Here is a 22882-nt window from a genome sequence, read left to right on the forward strand (position 1 = left end):
CAAAAAGAATAATCATTTCAGTATAATTTTTTGAAATGAACAGCCGTTTATACTTAGAATTTTGTATTTTCAACCGTATTTCCAAAACGCGCAATCAAGCAATGATCGAGACAAAAAAGTCGCTCTTTGATAATCTCCAAAATTTTTTCGGTTTTGATAATTTTAAGGGAGAACAGGAAGCGATAATCACCAATATTTTAGCAGGGAACGATACATTTGTGATTATGCCTACCGGTGGTGGCAAATCTATGTGTTACCAGTTACCCGCACTTATGAGCGAGGGCACAGCGATTGTGATCTCTCCGCTAATAGCACTAATGAAAAACCAGGTAGACCAGCTACGAGCTTTCGGCGGGTCTGATAGTATTGCACACTTCCTCAATTCTTCATTAACCAAATCAGATATATTAAAAGTTAAAGACGATGTATTAAGCGGCAAAACAAAACTGCTTTATGTTGCACCGGAGTCTTTAACCAAGCAGGAGAATATTGATTTCCTGAGATTGAACCATGTGTCTTTCGTTGCCGTAGACGAGGCTCACTGTATATCTGAATGGGGGCATGACTTTAGGCCCGAGTATCGTAAGATACGCCAGGTGATCAGCAATATTGGCGATGACATTCCAATCATCGCTTTAACCGCTACCGCAACGCCTAAAGTACAGCAGGATATTCAGAAAAACCTGCAGATGAATAACGCCACGGTGTTTAAATCATCTTTTAACCGCTCAAATCTATTTTATGAGGTTAGGGCTAAACGCACGGTACTTAAAGAGATTGTAAAGTTTGTAAAGCAAAACCAGGGTAAATCTGGCATTATATATTGCCTTAGCCGTAAAAAGGTGGAGGAAGTTGCTGAAGCGCTTAACCTTAACGGCGTTCGGGCTTTGCCGTACCATGCCGGTTTAGACCCTAAGGTACGTGCCGATACGCAGGATAAATTCCTGATGGAGGATGTGGAAGTTATTGTAGCTACCATAGCCTTTGGTATGGGTATAGATAAACCCGATGTAAGATACGTAATACATCACGATATGCCTAAGAGCATGGAAGGTTATTACCAAGAGACCGGCCGTGCCGGCCGTGATGGTGGCGAGGGCGTTTGCGTTGCTTTCTACTCTGAAAAGGATATTGATAAGCTGCAGAAGTTTATGAAAGATAAACCTGTAGCCGAACGTGAAATAGGCACCCAGATACTTAAGGAAGTTATCGACTATGCCGAATCATCAGTATGCCGCCGTAAGCAGTTACTGCACTATTTTGGTGAGAACTTTAACGAAGCTGGTTGCAACAACATGTGCGATAACTGCTGTGCACCTAAAACTCATTTCGACGGCGAAGAGCATTTGCATTGTGTTTTAAGCCTGATCAAAGCAACAGGAGAAAAGTTTGATGATGCGCACATCATCAACATCCTGATGGGCAAAGATGATGCGCAGGTAAAAAGTTACGAGCACGATAAACTGCAGGCCTTTGGTTGCGGTAAAGAGCGTGGCGAAAACCTTTGGAACTCATTACTTCGCCAGGCTTTATTGAATAACTTTGTTTCTAAAGATATAGATAATTACGGGTTGCTGCATTTAACAAAAGCAGGCAATTCGTTCATTGAAAATCCTTACAGCATCAGGTTCCTGCTTAACCGTGATATGGGCCCTACAGATGCTGATGAAGGCGATGAAGGCCCTAAACATGGAGGTGCAGCGCTTGATACGCAGCTGTTGCAGATGCTTAAAGATCTGCGTAAAAAAGTAGCTAAGCAAAAAGGTTTACCTCCTTTTGTTATCTTCCAGGATCCGTCGTTAGAGGAAATGTGTACGCATTACCCTATCAGTACGGATGAGATGAAGCAAATATCAGGAGTTGGTGCCGGTAAGGCCATGAAGTTTGGCGCGCCTTTCATCGATCTTATCAAGAAATATGTTGAGGATAATGATATTGACCGCCCGGTTGATATGGTGATCAAAAGTGCAGCTAATAAATCGGCACTTAAGGTATTCATTATCCAAAATATTGACCGCCATTTGGCTCTTGAGGATATTGCTGCTTCAAAAGGCCTTACTTATGAGGAGATATTGAAAGAGGTTGAAACCATCGTAAACTCGGGTACCAAGCTTAACCTTAACTATTATATAGACGAAGTGATAGATGAAGACAAGCAGGACGAAGTATTTGATTACTTTAAAACTGCCGAGTGCGATTCCATAGATTCTGCACTTGCCGAGTTAGGCTCTGACGACTACACCCGCGAAGAAGTTCAGCTAATGCGTATCAAGTTCATGAGCGAGTTAGGGAATTAAGTTCTAAATATCAGATAAAAGTAAAAAGCCCGAAGTATTAATGCTTCGGGCTTTTTTAGGTATAAAATGGCCGGTCAGATTAATCCTTCGAAATGATAGTTAAGTATTGTACCGCCCTTTAAAATAACTGTTAATGTTGCTCCAAGCAAAAGGAGTGTCACTGGCCATAATGCAGTCAATAAATACAACAAGCCTACATTCATTGGGTTGTTCTTGTATTTATCCACCAACGAATATATCAGGCCCCTTTTAATATATCGGATATACGCAATATATGTCAAGCCAATCATGGAACCCAACACCGCTATAGTAAGGTAAAACCGATTATAATGGAGATCGTTGTTATAGTACAGTTTATTAATTATCTCACTTATTGGCAAAGTGATAATGAATAACAAGAAAAAATATATTAAACCAATATAGTAAGTAATACTGATATCTGCAGACACACTTCTTTTCTTTTGGTAGTCTTCAAATAGTTTGGCAAAAAAGAAATTCATATTCTATCAAAATGCAATATAAGGTTTGTACTACACTGTTTAAATCTAATTACTTAGCAATTATCATAAACTCTGTTCTACGATTTAACGCACGGTTTTCTTCTGTTGCATTATCTGTTATAGGCTGTGTTTCACCATAACCTTTATAAACCAGACGATCAGCTTTTACTTTTGCTGAGACAAGATATTGGTATACTGAGTTAGCTCGTTTCTCTGAGAGGGTTTGATTAGCGTCTTTGTTACCCACGTTATCTGTAAAACCTGAGATCTCAATTTTGATGGTAGGGTTAACTTCCATAAATTCTACCAGCTTCTGAAGTTCTGCCTTTGACTCCGGTTTAAGATCGAATTTATTGGTATCAAAGAAAATGTTCTTCAAGATCACTTTATTACCCACTTCAATAGGAGATAACGATACGGTTATGTTAAAAGCTTTTTTATCCTTTAAACCAATAAGCGAGAAATTATCCGAATAGAACAGATAGCCCTCCCGCGAAATATTTAAACCATAATTTTTACCGGTTGGCAGCGTAGCTAAAAATTCGCCGGCATCTTCAGAACTGTAATCCTGGTAAACAGGAGAGTCCTTTTGCAGATCAATAATCTCAACGGCAGCTTCCAGTGGCGCTTTTGTCTTTTTGTCCAGTACAGTACCTTTAACGTAAGTGACCACTTTAGGGCGAATACGCTCAGGCATTTCAAAGGTATAGATATCGAAACCACCGTAACCTTTTAACGCATTTGAGGCAAAGAAGGCGTAACTGCCATTTGCAGTGAGTGTTAAACCGTTCTCATCACCAGATGAATTAATAGGATAGCCCAGGTTCTCAGGCTTCTGCCATTTGCCGTCTTTACCTAATCTGCTAACGAAAAGATCCTTAGCACCCAAACCAGGCCAGCCACTGCTGCAAAAGTAAAACGTGCTGTCGTCCGGGTGAATAAATGGCGATTGCTCATCATAAGCCGTATTGATCCCGGGGCCCATGTTCTCAGGCTCGCTCCAGCCTTTATCTGTAAGGTGAGATTTCCAGATATCATAACCCCCGTAGCCGCCTTTGCGGTTACTTACAAAATACATGGTTCGTCCATCTGCACTTATGGATGGCTGCGCTTCCCATCCGCTGGTATTTAATGGCGCACCAATACTAAAAGGCTTGGCCCAATCGTCACCACGTTTTTGGGCAATATAGATATCACACCTGCCTAAACCATCGGGGCGGTTACATCCTGTAAAGAAAAGGTACTTACCATCCTGCGAGATAGATTGCGCGCCCTCGTTATACATTGGCGTATTGATAATATTGCTGAGATAAGTGGCCTTTTGCCATTTATTGTCAGCTTTCATGCTTTTGTAAAAGTCCTCGTTGTTGTTGATTTTACGGGTAAATATCAATTCAGCTTCGTCTGCAGTGGCAACGGGCAGGTACTCATCATCAGCAGTATTGATCTCGGGCCCCATGTTAATCGGCTTAAAAGCTACCGGATGGGCAATGGCCTGTATGCTGAACTTGCAATCTGCAATTAGCTTTTGTGCATAAGAAATATTTTGCGGAGTATTAGTGGTATAGGTTACATACTTTTCGAGGTGATGTAAGGCTGGCTCATACATGGCAAGCGGAATCTCACTATCAGCGATTTTTAGATAGATACCTTTGTTAAACTCCGGATCAAGGGTGATAACTTTCTGGAATTGCTCTACCGCCGGTTTGTACATCCTTCGCATCCGCAGAACATCTCCAAGTTGCGCATGTGCTTCAATAAATTTACTATCGGCATCAACGGCCTTTTGTAGTAAGGAGATAGCTTCATCGTACAGATGGTCATCTATACTTTGGTTAGCAAGCGCAAAATTTTTAATGGCCTCCTGATTGTTGGTGCTATAACGTTTATCCTGCGCAAAAACAGAAACAGCAACCAGGCAAAAAGTGAATATAAGAAAGCAGAATTTTTGCATCATCAACCTATACGTTAATTGATGCGCTATGTTTCAAAAAGACTATGGAATGTTGAGGTATTTATGTGTTTGCAACGAAATTTCCCATTGGGGGTTTGCCATTACGTAATCTACGATCAACGGCGTCATTTCCTGGTGTTTTGACCATTCAGGCTGCAGGTACAATTTACAATCAGGCCCAACCAGGCTGGCATGATGCTCTGCAAAAGCAAAATCAGATTTATTAAAGATGATGACCTTTAGCTCATTGGCCTTGTTGGCAACCTGTTGGGTAGGTGCCTTAAACTTTTTAGGCGAAAGACAGATCCAGTCCCAACTACCTGAAAGGGGATAAGCACCCGATGTTTCTATAAACGTTTTGATGCCGTTCTGTTGTAGTTGGCCGGTAAGATAATCAAGATTATATATCAGCGGCTCGCCGCCAGTAACCACCACAGCTTTGGATGGGTGCTGCATGGCATTTTTAACTATCGTATCTGAGAGCGTAAGCGGATGCAGCTCAGCATCCCAGCTTTCCTTAACATCGCACCAATGGCAACCTACATCGCACCCGCCGAGGCGGATAAAATACGCTGCCTTACCGGTGTTGTATCCTTCGCCCTGTATCGTGTAAAACTCTTCCATTAAAGGAAGCAATGTGCCATCTTCCGGAACCTGGTGTGCCATAATTAAGGGTGCAAAGGTAAGTTTTTTGAAGGTAAAAGGTTAAAGGCGAAGGGTAAAAGCTTTAAAATGATATTATGCAGATAATTTTAAGCTTACACTTGGGCTTTTACCTTTCAGCTAAAATATTTATAATTACAAAAAATACTGCGTATGAGAAAGTTGTACATCCCAATGTTGCTTGTTGCGTTGTTAGGATTAAGCTCATGCGTTGATATTGAGGAACATTACGATTTCCAGGCAGATGGATCATGCAAGGTTGTTTATGGCTTTGATATGAGTAAAGCGGTTTCTATCCTAATGAACCTGGTTACTGATTCGGTAAGGGCTACACCACAGTTCAGCCTTGCTAAAGATACCACGCTTAATTTTTATGATGCACTGCCTGATAGCTCGGCAGCCAAGCTAAATGCGGAAGAGGCTTCTATGGCCAAAAGCAGCGACCTTTCGGTAAAGATGGAGCTAAACAAAGGCCTTATGCAGGTTAGTATGAGCCACGTTGCTAAAACGCCTGCCGAACTGCAATATTATCTTCAGCATATCTCTACAGTTTCCGTAAATACGCCGGCGGTTGATCTGATAGATCCTAAAAAGGCATCTAAAAATACCAATGCTTTTTCTGTACAGCGCTTTGTTGCCGGGCAGGATTATTATGTTTATGAAGTTACGCCGCACAGTTTCTCACGCATAATAGATAAGATCAAATTTGGAAAGTTTTTACAGAAAACTAAATCGACATTCGCTGCTGCAAAGGCTATGCTAATTGATATGCCCTATAAGGTGGTGATGAATTTTGCACATCCTGTAAAAAAGGTAAGCAATCCTAAAGCCATCCTCTCTGCCGACCGGAAGCAGGTAACGCTTATCACCAACATGGACGACATCATGAAAGACCCTTCATTGATGAACCTTAAAGTTGATTATTAGGGGGATGAAGTGGTACGTAGTTCCTAATATAAAACAATCATCTGAGCCATTTATTAAGAAGGTTAAAGTCGGCGGTAAAAACATCTGTATTGTCAATTACCAAGATTCTCTTTACTGTGTTGGTGCCATTTGCCCACATGCCGGCGCTGAACTAAGCGGTGGCTGGTGTAAGGATGGCAAGATCATTTGTCCGTTTCACCGCTATGGTTATGATTTGCAAACGGGCAAGGGTAATCCAGGGCAGAATGATTTTATTGAAACTTATCCTATTGAAGTTAGAGATGGTCAACTATACGTTGGCATCGAATCTTTCTGGAACAAAGTGTTCGGAAAATGAATTCTATCAAAATAGATTCAAAAAATGATTTGCCTTTTTCTTAGGAAGTAATGACCCAAACCACTAATTGGCAACATTAATAGAGACAAATAATCATCTATAGGGCATTTGTAATAATTCTGAGCGAATACACCACCGTACCAAACATAATTAGATGAAGAGGTGCCACCTCTAACAGCGCATTCTCTTTTTGAAGTAGGATTTGGATTAATATAACATGCGTAGTTTCCGGGCGGGCTTGAAATATTTCCATTGTAAACCGGCTTGCCTTGTATATCAGCAGCTTGGGTTGTTGGTACAGAGACACCGGTCAGCAAAGTGCCATAAACATTTGGATAAGCCGGTACTGTGCCATAAGGGTATACGATGATGCAACCCTGAGGAGTTTGAGCGAAAGCATTAAAAACAAATAGAACGAATAGAAAAGGAAGAACAATTTTCATGTAACGATTTGATGGGGGATTATCGACCGATAGGTCAAATCATCACTTCGTTTTACGGAAAAACAACTTAAACGGATACAAAAAAAGGCGGATTATATACAACCAAAGCGGTTTTTTATCCCAAAACTCAGTAAATCAAAAGTTTATCAACTTACGCATAACTTCTACTACAACAGTCGCGAGCCGGTTATCACAGGCAGTAATTTATCGATAAACTTCCTTATTCGCAGAAGCCAATGTGTTTTTAAGCAAACCGATGATCGTCATTAAACCAACGCCGCCCGGAACCGGGGTAATCCATGAAGCTTTCGGTGCTACATTTTCAAAATCGACGTCGCCATAAAGTTTAAAGCCTGACTTTGTAGTGGTTGAGGTTTCTCGGTTCATGCCTACGTCAACAATTACTGCTCCGTCTTTCACCATATCGGCAGTGATAAAATTCTTTTTACCGATAGCAACTATAAGTATGTCTGCATCAAGCGTGAACTTTTTAATATCAGGGGTGCGACTGTGGCAAATGGTTACCGTGCAATTACCGGGCGTAGTGTTACGCGCCATCAAAATGCTCATAGGCGAACCTACGATATTGCTGCGGCCAACTACCACACAGTGTTTGCCTGCGGTTTCAATACCATATTCCTTAAGCATTAAGGTAATGCCATAAGGTGTAGCGGGGATAAACGAAGGCAGATTGCGTTGCATACGGCCAAGGTTCACAGGATGAAAACCGTCTACATCCTTTTTCGGATCAATGCGTTCGGTTACCTTTTCAGGGTCGATATGTTTTGGAAGCGGAAGTTGAACAATGATACCATCGATATCGGCATCTGCGTTAAGCTCTGCTACTTTTACAAGCAGCTCTTCTTCAGATACCGTATCCTCGTAACGCACTAAAGTAGATTTAAAACCTACTTTTTCGCAATTTTTCATTTTGCTGGCAACGTAGGTTTCGCTTCCGCCATCATGGCCTACTAAAACCGCCACCAAGTGAGGCTTACGGCCGGTACGCTCTAAAATTTTAGCTGCCTCTTCGGCTATTTCACCTTTAAGTTTTTCCGATACGTATTTCCCGTCAAGTAATTGCATTTTGTGAATATTGATAAAAGACGAAGGACAAAAGAAAATCCTTTGTCCTTCGTCGATAAGTTCTTAGTCTAATTTCAGTACCGCCATAAACGCGCTTTGTGGTATCTCTACGTTACCTACCTGGCGCATGCGTTTTTTACCGGCTTTTTGTTTCTCTAATAATTTACGTTTACGCGAGATATCACCACCGTAACATTTGGCAGTTACGTCTTTACGCATAGCTTTTACCGTTTCCCGGGCTATGATCTTTGCACCGATAGATGCCTGTATAATGATCTCGAATTGTTGGCGGGGCAGAAGCTCCTTTAACTTTTCGCAGATCTTTTTACCAAAATCATATGAGTTACTACGGTGTATCAATGATGATAATGCATCAACCGGTTCGGCATTCAAACGGATATCCAGTTTCACCAGGTCACTCTGGCGGTAACCTATCTGATGATAATCAAACGAAGCATAACCTTTAGAGATAGTTTTTAATTTATCATAAAAATCAAATACGATCTCGCCCATTGGCATCTCAAAAACAAGCTCAACCCGATCTGAGGTCAGGTACGACTGATTGATGATCATACCACGTTTCTGTATACACAATGACATTACCGGGCCAACAAACTCCGATTTAGTGATAATAGTAGCCTTAATGTAAGGTTCCTCTACAAAATCCATTTTGGATGGATCCGGAAGATCGCTTGGGTTATTTACAAGCAGTTCTTCACCCTTAGTAGTATAAGCAATGTAAGATACGTTGGGAACGGTTGTAATAACCGTCATGTTAAACTCGCGCTCTAAACGCTCCTGGATGATCTCCATGTGTAGCATACCCAGGAAACCGCATCGGAAACCAAAGCCTAAGGCTGCAGATGATTCCGGTTCAAAAACCAGTGAAGCATCATTAAGCTGCAACTTCGCCATCGACTCGCGAAGCTCTTCGTAATCTTCTGTATCAACGGGATAAATGCCCGCGAATACCATAGGCTTTACCTCCTCGAAACCTTGTATCCCGGCAGCGCAAGGGCGATCAACATTGGTAATGGTATCACCAACTTTTACTTCTTTGGCTTCTTTGATGCCTGAGATGATATAGCCTACATCGCCGGTTTTGATAACATCTTTGGCAAGTTGATTCAGTTTTAAAGTACCGATCTCGTCAGCGTTATATTGGCGCTCGGTAGCAACAAATTTAACTTTATCTCCTTTGCGGATCTCGCCATTAACTACTTTGAAGTATGCAATGATGCCGCGGAATGAGTTGAAAACCGAATCAAAGATCAAGGCCTGCAGCGGCGCATCCGGGTCGCCGACAGGGGCAGGGACACGCTCAACAACGGCACGCAGAATATCATGCACTCCCATGCCTGTTTTGCCGGATGCCGCAAGGATATCCTCGCGTTTGCAACCGATCAAATCAACTATCTGGTCTTTAACTTCCTCGGGCATAGCACCGGGAAGGTCCATTTTATTGAGAACAGGAATGATCTCAAGATCATTTTCTAAAGCAAGATAAAGGTTAGATATGGTTTGCGCCTGTATACCTTGTGATGCATCAACAATCAACAATGCACCTTCGCAGGCTGCAATTGAGCGTGATACCTCGTAAGAAAAGTCTACGTGGCCAGGTGTATCAATTAAATTTAAAACATATTTCTGCCCATTAAGCTCGTAATCCATTTGTATGGCGTGGCTTTTAATGGTGATACCACGTTCGCGCTCAAGGTCCATATCATCAAGTAGTTGAGCCTGTGCTTCGCGCTGGGTAATGGTATTGGTGTATTCTAATAACCTATCGGCAAGGGTACTTTTACCGTGGTCAATATGTGCAATAATACAAAAGTTACGGATGTGCTTCATTCAGCCGCAAAAGTACGTTTTTAAGCGGAGAAAATGGCATACCTCTAAGCAGATTTAATTGGTGCTAAATTGAACAAACTGCGGCGTTTCTGTTACCGTAATCTTTAGCTTCCCATCAAGAACGTTTATTTCCTTGCTGTCCATTTTGTCAGCGCCGGGCATTAGTGTATAAAAGTTGATTTTCGAAGCTTTTGCAACAGGCAGAATGTAATCGACAGTTCTGCCTTTTTGATCTGGCACGGTAAGTACATAAATAATGCTCTTATCTGATATGTATTTATCTACCAAAGGATCGGCGTTAATTGTACCAACGTATTTGTAATTGCCCATAAGCTTGCCCGCTTGTAAAATGTAATCGGCCGCAGGGCGACGTTTGGGGCTCTCTGCAAGGCCGGATGTCATGTACTGGCCGGAGTTATTCGGTGCAGCATCAAATAGCTGGTAAAAGAATAAACAATCAATGCCATGTCGCATGTAAAGTAATGCACTGCGTAAAGTCCAATCGGCTTGAGTAAGCAAAGCTGATTTTTTGCCAATTGCCGGTGCGTGCTGGTAACTTTCAGGGTTAATATCATACCCCGTTTCGGTTAACCAAACCGGGCGCTTAACTTCGTTGCCCAGTTTCACAAATCCATCTGCCACACGGCCGGATTCTGTAAGTTCGGGCGCCATACCAGTACTTGCGCGTTGGTGTGTAAAAACACTCCCATTATTGGCGTACAAGTGGTAGTTAATTACATCAAAGCAAAGGTCAACGCTGCCATCCGACTTTACACCACGAAACTTTTTGCACCAGGCGATCATCCGTTTTACATAATTAATGTCGGCAGTAGCTAATCCACCCATTACTACCTTCATATTAGGGTCTGCGGTCTTTACGCCTGCATCTGCGCCAAGCGTGTGTTTATGCCCATCGTAAAAGGCTGAAAGGTTAGCAGCATACTCTTCCGGTGTTTGGGTTGCTTTGTCACCTTTCCACCAGCGGTCGGGCTCGTTGTTGCATTCAATGTATTTGATCAAGCCCAACCCAATCTTAACGGTATTAACTACGTCATTAGTCCAGCGCGGCTTACTATCAACTTTAACTAATTTAGGGTCAACAGCTGTGTTTGAGCCATATCTTGCCGCAAACTGAAACGCTGTGCGCGCCTGATCGATGTAGGACGCAGGCTTACTTCGATCAGCCTTGTAATAAGCCGGTACATTCTCATCGTCGCGATCATCCTCGGGATATGTATTCATCATCCAAACCGGCAGGTTCTTAAGGTCCGCCAAAACCAATATCCCACTGTTCTTGCAGCGCTCATACATTACATCGTAATACCAACTGCCATTGTTTGTTGGATTGTAGGTGTAATTGCCCATCGTGTTTTCTAACTTATTCCAGTTTAAGTAATGCCGCACAGCGCTAAAGCTTTTAATGATGGCCATATTCTCTTCGTAAATATGGTTACGATCGTTTGGCGCTTTGGGATTCTCCTCAAAATTCCATTCGTAAGCGTTAATGCCGAACATGTTTTTTAACGGTGGCTTACCTGCAGTATCTGATGCCGCTATCGGTTTATCGTTGATAACTGTAACGGTATCCTTTACCAATTTAACAGGCTGCTGCGATCGGCATCGCGAGAAGCTCATGAGTGTAACAGATAGCGGGAAAAGATATTTGCAGCAAACAGAAAATGTCATCATTAGGATTTGTTAATTAGCCGGAAAATGCAAATAAAAAGCCATGTGCTGTTTAAGAACATGGCTTTCAAATATTAGTTTATGCTTTAATTTAAAACAACATCTCGTTAGGAGGAGTAACGCCCTTTAAACGCAGGTAAGGCGTCGTTTGGCCACGGTGGTGTGTTTGGTGTTCAAAGGCTTTGGCCAGTAAAACACCCTTTGTGGTTTTTATTTTACCCATGCTAACTTCTTGTTTAAATTGATCCTCCGTCATGCCCTGTATGGCGTTGACAGCAAAATCATAGCTATCATTAACTGCTTTGGTAACCGCCTCTTTAGTAGGTTGGGTGTTTTTCTCAAGATCATTTTTCATATCTACAGGTTTACCTGCAATAGTGCTTAAGAAAAAATAATTGGCGTTTGCCAGGTGCAGCATCTGGCCTGCGAATGAGCGTACCTCAGGCGTTGGTTTAAATGTGTAACCATCTGCGGGCATAGCATCCAGATAGGCTTGGGTGTATTTTTTAGCGCGCTGCCACTCAGCCACTATCTGGTCTTTGGTCATTTGCGCAAACGAGGTGCAGGCAAAGCATAGCATTACCAGCACAAGCGATAATTTTTTCATGATCGTTGGTTTGTTAGGTGAATTTAGTTTTCGTTTACTAAGATAACAACAATCCCCTGAAACTTATTCGTTTTTTGTGCCGTAGCCAAACAGGTTTCTCATTTTTATCATGGCCGAAACTTCTACCGGCATGAAATCTTCCCAACCTGCCTGATTGGCTTTAACCATCTCCAATACGCTATCTGTTTCTACCTGCAAATTATTCTTATTATAATTTTCAATGTCCTCAATTTTATTGTTGACAAGCAGATATTCGTAAAGATCTATGAGGTGTGGCGGTAAGGAGAATTTTTTACTATTCCATATCTCGCCATCGCGAAGGGTGGGATAGATGAACAATTTAACATCCCGACTGAATAATGTTGCGAATGCCTGTAAAATACCGCCTGGGAGGTTTTTGTAATGGTTTTCTGAAAAGATATATTCAAGGTTGGGGTAACCTAAAACTACGCCCAACTTCAGCTTTGTAATTTTCGATAGATAAGAAACCAGCTTGTAATATTGATGAAAGTTGGAGATCAATACCGTTTGTCCCAAAGAACAAAGGATGTCTACACGATCAAGAAAGTCTTTTTCGTCAATTTCAGCACTATCATCTGCGTCGCGCTCTTTTAGGGCCTGCAGCGTAAGTTCAGTTATCAAGGTAACTTTATCCCTGTCTATGTCCGGCTCTGACATGAATTTTTCTACTCCGGTGTTAATCATATCCAGATGCACGTTGATCAAAGGCCTGAAACGGCCGCGAACAACTACCACATGTTTTTTGTACAGTACTTCTGATGGTTGCAGGTTTTTACCATCCGGGCCAAACAATGCAGCATCAGTATAACCTAATGTAACTAAATGCAAGCTCATCAGGCGGTTATCTATCTTATTAAAGCCAGGCCCCTCAAAGCGGATCATATCGATCTGTATACGATCCCTGCTCAAATCATCCATCAATGATTCAAGGAAAACGGTTGGGTGGTCTTTATAATAAAAGCAGGCGTACATTAAGTTAACGCCTAATATCCCGGCTGCCTGCTGCTGCAGATTGTTGTCGTTATCTAACAAATTAACGTGGATGATCACATCATGAAAATCACCATTTGACTCCATCTGGAAGCGCAGACCCATCCACCCGTGGCCATCATTAGTTTTATGATAATTGAGCGCAGCAAAGGTTGCCGCAAAGGCAAAAAAGGTAGTGGTTTCGCCACGCATGGCAGATAGCCTTTCCATCACCAGGCTATATTCATGGTTAAGCATCGATATCAGGCGAGATTCGCTTACATACCTGCGGGCCTGCTGAACCCCATAAATGGAGTCGGAAAATATCATGTCATAAGCTGACATGGTTTTGGCGATGGTGCCTGCTGCAGCACCCGCTTTAAAAAAATGCGCAGCAACGTCCTGCCCTGCGCCTATCTCCGCAAAGGAGCCATATATTTTGGGGTCGAGGTTAATGGTTAGCGCTTTTTGCTTCGTACTGATGTCTTTTCTGTGGATATCGTTTGTAGCGGATGTAGCCATAATGCAAAGTTACCAAAATAAAAAAGCCCGATATTACTACCGGGCTTCGCAGCCAAATGTTTTATTTATTCGCCTCGTTTTAAACCAAACTTCTCTATCTTGCTATACAGGTGGCTCCGTTGTATATCAATATCATCAGCGGTTTTGGATACGTTCCAGTTGTTTTTCTCCAGCTTAAATTTGATGTATTCGCGTTCTGCGTAATCTTTATATTCCTGGAAGTTAGTGAACTTATCATAATCTGTCTGCGGTGCAGCTGCAGCAGATTCGGCAGCGGCAGAAGCGGTGACCGGGGCAGAAGGGTTAGCAAAAGCCCTAACGTCGCCATCAGTAATGGTCTTATCGCTAAGGATAATTAAACGCTCTACCATGTTCCTTAACTCGCGTATGTTACCTGTCCAAGGCAATCTCTTCATCTCCTCAAGGGCAGCTTCCGAGATCTTTTTAGTAGGCATGCCGTACTCGTTACATATTTCGTCAAGGAAGCTTTGCGTAAGCAATGGGATATCATCTTTACGCTCCACCAATGGCGGTACGTGTATAAGAATAACGCTTAAACGGTGATACAAGTCCATACGGAAATTACCGTCTTCAATCTCCTTAAGCAGGTCTTTGTTAGTTGCCGCAACAACGCGTACATCTACATCTATTTCTTTTTCGCCACCCACACGGGTTATTTTGCTTTCCTGCAAAGCGCGCAATACTTTCGCCTGTGCAGATTGGCTCATGTCGCCAATTTCATCGAGGAATAGCGTTCCACCGTTTGCAGATTCAAATTTACCAATGCGTTGCTTGATAGCTGACGTGAACGAACCTTTCTCGTGTCCAAATAATTCACTCTCGATCAATTCTGATGGAATAGCAGCACAATTTACTTCGATGATAGGCCCGTTTGAACGGTTCGATTTTTCGTGCAGCCAACGGGCTACAAGCTCTTTACCACTACCATTGGCACCGGTAACCAGTACCCGTGCATCTGTAGGGCCAACACGTTCAATAGTTTCTTTGATGCGTAATATAGCCTGAGATTCGCCAAGGATAGGGCGGACCTTTGATACACGGCGTTTTAACGTTTTGGTCTCAACAACCAAACTACCGCGGTCTAATGCATTGCGTACGGTGATTAAAAGACGGTTAAGATCTGGTGGTTTAGAAATAAAGTCAAACGCACCTTTTTTGCTGGCTTCAACAGCAGTTTCAACCGTGCCATGGCCTGATATCATTATAAAAGGCAGATCTGGTTTAATGAGCAGGCCTTCGGTCAATACCTCCATGCCGTCCATCCGGTTCATTTTAATATCGCACAGTACAAGGTCGTAGTCATTCTTGCGGATCAGCTCAAGACCATCAATCCCGTTGTCTATATCTTCAACTGTGTAGTCTTCGTATTCAAGTATCTCGCGAAGGGTGCTGCGGATAGCCCTTTCATCATCGATGATTAAGATTTTAGCCATGTGTTGTAAACTGTTTTTTAGGCGTAATGTTTTGCGGCTAATATAAAAAATGTATAGTTTTTTAAACACCGTTTATTTTACGGCTTAAAAACAAAAAAGCACCGCAAAAATGCAGTGCTTTTTATGAAGATAATCCAAATCTTAAGTGGTATAACCTAATATCTTCAATACTTGTTTGCTGTTCTGTTCTTCGCCAAAAACCTCAAAATTAAAGGTTTCATCACGATTGCGGCGTATAATTACATGCTTAGGAGATGGCAGCAGGCAATGGTGTATACCACCATAACCGCTCAATACTTCCTGGTAGGCACCGGTGTTAAAGAAACCAAGGTACTGCACCTTACGTGTCTTAGGCATGTACACGCTGTTCATATGTGCTTCCTGGTTATAATAATCCTGCCCGTCGCAGGTTATACCACCGAGGTTAACGCGCTCGTATTCACTATCCCAATTGTTGATTGGTAACAGAATGTATTTTTGATTTAACGCCCAAACATCAGGCAGGTTGGTAATGAACGAGCCATCCAGCATCAGCCATTTCTCTCTGTCGTTCTGTTGTTTACGACCAAGCACTTTATATAAAATGCCGGAAGCCTCTGCAACAGTATATTTACCGAACTCAGTAATAATATCCGGTTCAATAGTGTCATGTTCGGCGCAGATCTCTTTAATACGGCTCACGATCTCGTTGATCATGTACTCGTAATCAAAATCAAACACCAGCGAGTCTTTAAAAGGCATGCCGCCACCAATATCCAAAGTATCCAAATGCGGATTAACCTTTTTGAATTTACAGTAAAGCGTTACATATTTCTCCAGCTCGTTCCAGTAATAAGGTGTATCTGAAATACCTGAGTTGATAAAGAAGTGCAGCAACTTAACCTGGAAATTTGGGTTGTTTTCTATTTTGTTGTGATAGAAATCTATCACATCTTCCATACGCACACCAAGGCGCGAAGTGTAAAACTGCGAATCAGGTTGTTCCTCAGCCGCTATGCGTATACCCAGGTTACATGGCGTATCTAATTCGACTTCATCATCGTAGAGATTAAATTCTTCCTTGTTGTCCAAAACAGGTATAATGTTATGGAAACCATCGTGGAGCATATCAATAATGTACTGCTTGTATTGGAAAGTTTTAAAGCCGTTACAAATAACAGTCATGTCTTTTGTTAAGGCGCCTTTCTTCTCCAAAGCATCTATCATCGGCATATCAAAAGCTGATGATGTTTCCAGGTGGATATCATTGCGCAGCGCTTCTTCTACGATATGCTTAAAGTGCGAGCTTTTGGTACAGTAGCAATACTTATAGCTACCGCGATAGTTGTTTTTTATGATAGCCTGCTGAAAAAGCAGTTTAGCCTGCTGTATCTTCTTGCTGATCATGGGCAGGTAAGTGAAGCGCAGGGGAGTGCCGTACGTTTCAATCATCTCCATCAAATTGAGGTCGTTAAAGTATAATTCGTCCTCTATTATCTCAAAACCTTCCTGTGGAAAACCAACACTCAGATCAAGAAATTCCTGGTAACTCTGCATTCTCTGATTTTTTTGGCAAAAATGTAATTTTTTAACGGATTATTTGCCAAAAAATTTGCGACAAATTATAGGTACAATGTAATTTATTAAGGATGGAAATTTACGTTATTAGTTTAGTAACCTGGCGCCTTAATAAAGGTATTGCGAACGCAAAGGCGCAATTTTTTTTACAGACTTATAATAACCTTATTCAATTGAAGGCAAATGCACCTCTGCCATCATACACCTGGCGCTTCCGCCACCATTGGTTTCAATGGTACTGATATCAGCATAAACCAACTTGCCATATTTTTCAAGAGCGCTTTTTTGTTCCAAAGTCAACGAATCAAATGCAGCCTTTGACATCACGACAAGCGTATCGCCGGATGTGTTTTTCACTTCCAGCATATTACCGGCAAAGTGGTTCATCTGGTCGAAAGTAATATTGATAATTTCCTTTCCCGCATCTTGTAGTGATTTTATAACAAGTTCTTTTTCAGAGGTATCACTGATGCTATCTAAACAAATAACTGCGAACGTTGATCCCAAGGCCATAAGCACATTGGTGTGGTAAATGGCTTGTCCATTCTGGTCAAAGGCGTCAAAAGTTACCGCTTTATAGCCAGTATAATCACAATATGCTGTTAGCACTTCCGCGTTAGTACGTGGCGATAAACAGGCGTAAGCAATTTTATTTGGCCTGTCTAACACCATGCTGCCCGTGCCTTCTAAAAACTCATTCTTTTGTTCAAAACGACTAAGATCTATCACGTGTTTAGCTGCAAAGCTTTCCTCTAATTGCCCGATGATATCCTCGCGGCGCTCCAACCTCCGATTTTCGGCTTGCATTGGGTAAAGGATAATATCGCCATTATCGTGAAACGAGACCCAGTTGTTGGGAAATATGGAATCAGGTGTATGCGGTTCAGGCGTATCATTTATCACAATAACATTTACGCGGTTGTCTTGAAGTATCTGTACGAAGTTGTCAAACTCAGCTATCGCTTTTTGCTGTACTGCCTGCTGGTCATCATCCCTATTTTGGAAGGCGTTACTTTCTGCCGTTTGAGCATTAAAACCGAATGCTACCGGACGGATCATCAATATGTTGGATGTACTTTGGCTCATTACTTCATTTGTTTATTGGTGTATTAGGTTAATAGCATTTTGAAAAGACCAATGAACTATTGAACCAGTGAACCAATTATTAAATTGCTTCTCTCGTTAATGGCATACTCATACAATGGAAACCACCGCGTGCACGCGAAAGTTCTGCAGAGGGCATTAGTATCAGCGTGTCTTTCATTGTAGTAGGATCAAGCTCATCGTTCTCCAGCTTTTGTAAAACTGATTTTACATTGAGCACTTTAAAGCCATTCTTTTTAAAAGCTTCAACAGTTTTGTTATTACGATCGTAGCCTAATACAACGCCGTCTTTTAACGCCAGCAAATTACAGCTATCTGTCCATTGCTCACGGGCATCAAAAGGAAACTCGTTGTTACCGGAATAAATAAATTTCACATCGCCGGCGCAGCCCAGGTCATTTTTACTGATGTCGATCAAAAGCTCTTCGAGGGTGTCGAAAGTGTGTGGCTTTTGGCCGTTCTCAAATTGCACTATTTCCGGCTTATCTTTATCTTTTTTGTCGGCAAACCAATTGATCGGTTCATGTTCTGATTGTGCAGGCTCAGTAATAGATAAAGATTTTAGCATTACCCATGTGTTACGTTTAACCTGAGTAAACACCGTATCAATATGCATGTAATCGCGTTTGTGCGGTATTTTTACAACGGTAACCTTGTTTACCACGTTATTCGCAAATAGCAGTTTTATAGCTTCATTGGCACCGCTTATTGAGGTACGCTCGCTACAGCCTATCAACAAATGCTGCGGACTAACCATCATTACGTCGCCACCCTCAAGTGTGGTTTTTTGCTCTTGTTCTTCGCCCGGGCGTAAAAAATGCTGCACGGTGTCAGGTATTTCCAGTATGTTATCACGATATGCTGCAAACAACGGGTGGTTAAAGAAAATATAGCGTACCAGCAAAGTTTCTCGTGAGCGGGCCTTTTTCGCCGGCTTGTTCAGCAACATAAAATTGTTGATGGCAATGCCAATGTCCCGTGTAAATATCAAGTTAGGGATAGGCGCAAAGATCATGGTATCATCGTTTAACGAACCGGAGATAAATATCTTGGCCAATTCAACGGGATCGGTATCTATTAATTGCAATTGCAAACGATAGGTGCAATTCTCTATCGCGCAGACCGAAGCCACCAATTTCTTGCGGATATCAACCTGTTGCAGTATATCGCTCAGCAAGGTTTGTATCTCGATCACCTTATCAGAATTGTGAAAACCGGCATTGTCCGGCTTAAAAAAGGCCCTATCGCTCGCAGCGCTGTCGATTTCGCTCAGTTTGCCTTTAATCTTATCTGGGTCAAGGAAATACATCAATAACTTAATGTAATAATCGTACTCCTTGCGGCGCATAGTTTCCAGGTGAACAATGTCTTCAAACAGCCAATCCTGTGCTTTAGACGGTACCACTTTACCAAGGCCGCTATCAGGGCTGTGTACAAGCAATGCTTTAAGGTTACCAATTTCAGAAGTTACATCAAGTTTAAAGTCGTTATTTACAGGCAGCATAAATAGGTTATGTTCACTAACAAAGTTAGGAAATTTTGCCGAGAGGATAGTTGTTTATAGTTGATGGTTCGTTGTTCATAGCAATGCATTGTCACGTTATCTTAGCCATGAACTATTATCAATGAACCATGAACCAAACAAATTATTAATTTTGCGCGATGGATTTTATTATTGAGGCCGTTATTAAAGCCGTTAAGGACCTGTATCAAACCGATATTGATGCTAATGCTGTAAACCTACAGGAAACCCGCAAGGAGTTTGAAGGGCAGGTGACCGTAGTTACTTTTCCATTTACAAAAGTATCGCGCAAAGGACCTGAGCAAACCGGTACCGAGATAGGTGAATATCTAAAAGCTAACGTTAACGAAGTAGCATCTTTCAACGTTATAAAAGGTTTCCTTAATATTTCCGTAGCCGATGAGTACTGGCTGGCACAGCTAAACAATACTATCCTTACCAAAGATTTTGCAGTTGCAAAACCGAACGGCAGAAAGGTAATGGTTGAGTATTCATCGCCAAATACCAATAAACCGCTGCACCTTGGGCACATACGTAATAACCTGTTAGGTTTCTCTCTTTCTGAGATACTGGCTGCGGCTGGTTACGAGGTGGTGAAAGCTAACCTGGTTAATGACAGGGGTATCCATATCTGTAAAAGTATGTTGGCCTGGCAGCAGTTCGGGAATGGTGAAACGCCACAAAGCTCGGGCTTAAAAGGTGATCATCTTGCCGGTAAATATTACGTATGGTTCGATAAGGCTTATAAACAACAAATAATCGAGCTGATTGAAGAAGGGCAGACTGAAGAGGAAGCTAAGAAAAATGCCCCTTTGATAAAGCAAGCGCAGGAAATGTTGCAAAAATGGGAGGCTGGAGACGAAGAAGTGATCAGCCTTTGGAAAACGATGAATGGCTGGGTTTACGATGGTTTTGCTGAAACCTACAAAGCCTTAGGCGTAAGCTTTGATAAATATTATTACGAAAGCGATACTTACCTTTTAGGTAAAGATATAGTTGAAGAAGGCCTCCAAAAAGGTGTTTTCTTTAAAAAGGAAGATGGCTCTGTTTGGATAGATCTTACAGCGGATGGCCTTGATCAAAAGCTGGTTCTTCGTGCTGACGGTACTTCGGTTTATATTACCCAGGATCTGGGCACCGCACAACTTAAATACAACGACTTCCATATGGATGAGTCTATTTACGTGGTGGGCAACGAGCAGGATTACCATTTTAAAGTACTGTTCCTCATCCTTGATAAATTAGGTAAGAGCTGGGCAAAAGGGTTGTACCATCTGTCATACGGCATGGTCGATCTTCCGTCAGGAAAAATGAAATCCAGGGAGGGAACAGTTGTTGATGCAGACGACCTGATGGCTGATATGTACAGCACGGCCAAAGAACAAACGGATGCAGCAGGCAAAGTTGAAGGTTTATCAGACAGTGAAAAAGATGCCTTGTACCATACCATAGGTATGGGTGCTCTAAAATATTTCCTGCTAAAGGTAGATCCTAAAAAGCGCCTGTTATTTGATCCTAATGAGTCTGTGGATTTTCAAGGTCATACAGGGCCATTTATCCAATATACGCACGCACGTATCAAGTCTGTTTTGGCTAAAGCAGGTTACACCGGGGCAACGCCTACGCTAACCAACGAGTTAGATGGTGTAGAGCGTGATCTGATCGTTAGCTTAACAAAGTTCCCGGAAACTATAATAGAGGCAGCTAAGGGGCATAGTCCGGCTGTAATTGCTAACTATGTTTATGAGGTGGCTAAAAACTATAATAAGTTTTACCATGAAAAATCAATAAACCAGGCCGAAACAGAAGATCTTAAACAATTTAGGATGCAATTATCTGCAGCAACGGCAACCGTTATTAATCGAAGTATGAAACTTTTAGGAATAGAAGTACCAGAACGAATGTGATTTTATAGATTCAAGAAAAATAAGACAATAAAAAAGTCCTTCGCGGTAAGCAAGGGACTTTTTTTTAAAAGTTAAAATTTTGACTCTAACTCTTTATCTCGTACAAATTATCTCCAGTGTCCTCTGCGCCAGGCATAACCACGATTGCTGCGGTACCAACTGCCTTGTACATAAACACGGTTAGGGTGTGGGCGGGTGTAGTAACCGTTTACGTATACATACCTGTTACGGCGGTATGCCCATTCTCCGGGTACCCAATAAGCACCGGCATAAGGTGGAGCGGGGCGTACATAAACTGGCTCAACAGGCTGATCGGCTACATAATAGTCGCTGGCACATGATGACAAGAACAGCGACCCCGCTATTGCTGCCACAAATCCAAATTTTTCTATCGTCTTCATCTGTGATGTAATTTGAATGTAAGACGTTTAAGAAATAAAATGGTTTAAATTGATAGCTGGGATTTAAAGTTAACAAGCAGGAATCAAAAATAGCCAGCAATTTGTTACGGGAGGCATCATTAAAACGGCAATTATCGATTTAAGATACTTTGAATTTTGTTATCACCGCGCGGTTAATGCTACTTATGCAAATTTCTCAGCTACTACAAGTTCTTTACTACCTGCGATATATCCGTAAAAACCGCTTCCACTTTTAACACCAAGGTGGCCAGCGGTAACCATGTTCACAAGAAGGGGACAAGGCGCATATTTTGGATTGCCAAAACCGTTGTACAACACTTTCAATATGGCAAGGCAAACATCGAGGCCAATAAAATCAGCCAGTTGCAGCGGGCCCATAGGGTGAGCCATACCCAATTTCATTACTGTATCTATCTCATTTACGCCAGCCACGCCTTCAAATAAGGTGTAGACGGCCTCGTTTATCATCGGCATCAATATCCGGTTGGCCACAAAGCCGGGGTAATCATTCACCTCAACAGGGTCTTTACCCAGTTGGCGCGATAATTCCATTATGGTTTTGGTCACAGCATCAGTTGTAGCATAGCCGCGTATCACCTCTACCAGTTTCATCACAGGCACCGGGTTCATAAAGTGCATACCAATTACATTAGCAGGATTGCTGGTAACTGCAGCTATTTCGGTAATTGATATGGATGATGTATTTGACGCCAGGATAGCTTCGGGCTTACAAGTTTCACTAAGCTGTTTAAAAAGTTTGAGTTTTATATCCCGATTTTCGGTTGCAGCTTCAACAACTAGATCGGCATGAGCAGCGCCTTCTGCCACATCAGTATAGGTTTTGATGTTAGCGAGTGTAGTGGTTTTTACTCGTTCATCTATAGTCCCTTTTTTAATCTGGCGATCAAGGTTACCGGCAATGGTTTGCAGCGCTCTTTGCAGGGCAACTTCATTGATATCTACAAGCGACACGCTGAAGCCATTTTGCGCAAATGTATGCGCAATGCCGTTACCCATAGTGCCCGATCCGATAACTGTAATGTTTTTCATGCT

General features: G+C 42.0%; 18 protein-coding genes. 4 read left to right on the forward strand and 14 right to left on the reverse strand.

All coding sequences use genetic code 11. The features are described 5' to 3' along the window. Positions 1 to 104 precede the first annotated feature (104 nt). Positions 105 to 2297: a DNA helicase RecQ gene (recQ, locus tag FPZ42_RS09920; protein WP_146271570.1), complete on the forward strand. Its 2193-nt coding sequence runs from the start codon at positions 105 to 107 to the stop codon at positions 2295 to 2297. Positions 2298 to 2846: 549 nt separating this feature from the next. Here the strand turns inward: recQ and FPZ42_RS09925 are convergent. Continuing rightward, complete coding sequence (locus FPZ42_RS09925) at positions 2847 to 4754, reverse strand: OmpA family protein (RefSeq protein WP_261382269.1); 1908 nt, start codon at positions 4752 to 4754, stop codon at positions 2847 to 2849. 39 nt (positions 4755 to 4793) lie between these two features. Continuing rightward, entirely contained in the window at positions 4794 to 5417 is a 624-nt protein-coding gene (locus FPZ42_RS09930) for a 7-carboxy-7-deazaguanine synthase QueE (protein ID WP_146270896.1), read from the reverse strand. 150 nt (positions 5418 to 5567) lie between these two features. Here FPZ42_RS09930 and FPZ42_RS09935 point away from each other — a divergent pair, with 150 nt between their 5' ends. Beyond that, a complete protein-coding gene (locus FPZ42_RS09935) occupies positions 5568 to 6341 on the forward strand; it encodes a hypothetical protein (RefSeq protein ID WP_146270898.1) in 774 nt (257 codons plus the stop codon). Between the two features lie 4 nt (positions 6342 to 6345). After that, positions 6346 to 6678 carry a Rieske (2Fe-2S) protein gene (locus FPZ42_RS09940; protein WP_146270900.1) on the forward strand — a complete coding sequence of 111 codons (333 nt, stop codon included), beginning with the start codon at positions 6346 to 6348 and terminating at the stop codon, positions 6676 to 6678. Positions 6679 to 6695: 17 nt separating this feature from the next. Here FPZ42_RS09940 and FPZ42_RS09945 read toward each other — a convergent pair whose 3' ends face one another. The 10 genes from FPZ42_RS09945 to FPZ42_RS09990 form a co-directional block, all read right to left on the reverse strand. Then, a complete protein-coding gene (locus tag FPZ42_RS09945; protein ID WP_146270902.1) occupies positions 6696 to 7121 on the reverse strand; it encodes a hypothetical protein in 426 nt (141 codons plus the stop codon). A 204-nt stretch (positions 7122 to 7325) separates the two neighbouring features. After that, complete coding sequence (locus FPZ42_RS09950) at positions 7326 to 8207, reverse strand: bifunctional 5,10-methylenetetrahydrofolate dehydrogenase/5,10-methenyltetrahydrofolate cyclohydrolase (protein WP_146270904.1); 882 nt, start codon at positions 8205 to 8207, stop codon at positions 7326 to 7328. Between the two features lie 63 nt (positions 8208 to 8270). After that, on the reverse strand, positions 8271 to 10058 hold the full coding sequence (gene lepA, locus FPZ42_RS09955; protein WP_146270907.1) for a translation elongation factor 4: 1788 nt from the start codon (positions 10056 to 10058) through the stop codon (positions 8271 to 8273). A 54-nt stretch (positions 10059 to 10112) separates the two neighbouring features. After that, positions 10113 to 11747 carry a hypothetical protein gene (locus FPZ42_RS09960; protein ID WP_146270909.1) on the reverse strand — a complete coding sequence of 545 codons (1635 nt, stop codon included), beginning with the start codon at positions 11745 to 11747 and terminating at the stop codon, positions 10113 to 10115. An 88-nt stretch (positions 11748 to 11835) separates the two neighbouring features. Continuing rightward, positions 11836 to 12351 carry a DinB family protein gene (locus FPZ42_RS09965; protein ID WP_146270911.1) on the reverse strand — a complete coding sequence of 172 codons (516 nt, stop codon included), beginning with the start codon at positions 12349 to 12351 and terminating at the stop codon, positions 11836 to 11838. 63 nt (positions 12352 to 12414) lie between these two features. Then, positions 12415 to 13863 (reverse strand): TonB-dependent receptor, encoded by a 1449-nt coding sequence (locus FPZ42_RS09970; protein ID WP_146270913.1) that lies wholly within the window; start codon positions 13861 to 13863, stop codon positions 12415 to 12417. Positions 13864 to 13928: 65 nt separating this feature from the next. Then, on the reverse strand, positions 13929 to 15317 hold the full coding sequence (locus FPZ42_RS09975) for a sigma-54-dependent transcriptional regulator (protein ID WP_146270915.1): 1389 nt from the start codon (positions 15315 to 15317) through the stop codon (positions 13929 to 13931). 141 nt (positions 15318 to 15458) lie between these two features. Then, a complete protein-coding gene (locus FPZ42_RS09980; RefSeq protein ID WP_146270917.1) occupies positions 15459 to 16853 on the reverse strand; it encodes an arginine decarboxylase in 1395 nt (464 codons plus the stop codon). Positions 16854 to 17039: 186 nt separating this feature from the next. Continuing rightward, complete coding sequence (gene ctlX, locus FPZ42_RS09985) at positions 17040 to 17960, reverse strand: citrulline utilization hydrolase CtlX (RefSeq protein ID WP_146270919.1); 921 nt, start codon at positions 17958 to 17960, stop codon at positions 17040 to 17042. A gap of 79 nt (positions 17961 to 18039) precedes the next feature. Then, the gene (locus tag FPZ42_RS09990; protein WP_146270921.1) at positions 18040 to 19482 is read right to left on the reverse strand and encodes an arginine deiminase family protein; all 1443 of its coding nucleotides are present in this window, start codon (positions 19480 to 19482) and stop codon (positions 18040 to 18042) included. Between the two features lie 158 nt (positions 19483 to 19640). Between FPZ42_RS09990 and argS the strand changes: the two genes are divergently transcribed. Continuing rightward, the gene (argS, locus tag FPZ42_RS09995; protein WP_146270923.1) at positions 19641 to 21407 is read left to right on the forward strand and encodes an arginine--tRNA ligase; all 1767 of its coding nucleotides are present in this window, start codon (positions 19641 to 19643) and stop codon (positions 21405 to 21407) included. A gap of 107 nt (positions 21408 to 21514) precedes the next feature. On the opposite strand, the gene FPZ42_RS10000 is transcribed toward argS, so the two are convergent. Further along, positions 21515 to 21808 (reverse strand): YXWGXW repeat-containing protein, encoded by a 294-nt coding sequence (locus FPZ42_RS10000; RefSeq protein WP_146271574.1) that lies wholly within the window; start codon positions 21806 to 21808, stop codon positions 21515 to 21517. 183 nt (positions 21809 to 21991) lie between these two features. After that, positions 21992 to 22879, reverse strand: coding sequence for a 3-hydroxybutyryl-CoA dehydrogenase (locus FPZ42_RS10005; RefSeq protein ID WP_146270925.1), 888 nt, complete (start codon positions 22877 to 22879; stop codon positions 21992 to 21994). Between the last annotated feature and the right edge of the window lie 3 nt (positions 22880 to 22882).

Origin of the sequence: Mucilaginibacter achroorhodeus (assembly GCF_007846095.1) — a bacterium.
GTDB classification, from domain to species: Bacteria; Bacteroidota; Bacteroidia; order Sphingobacteriales; family Sphingobacteriaceae; genus Mucilaginibacter; species Mucilaginibacter achroorhodeus.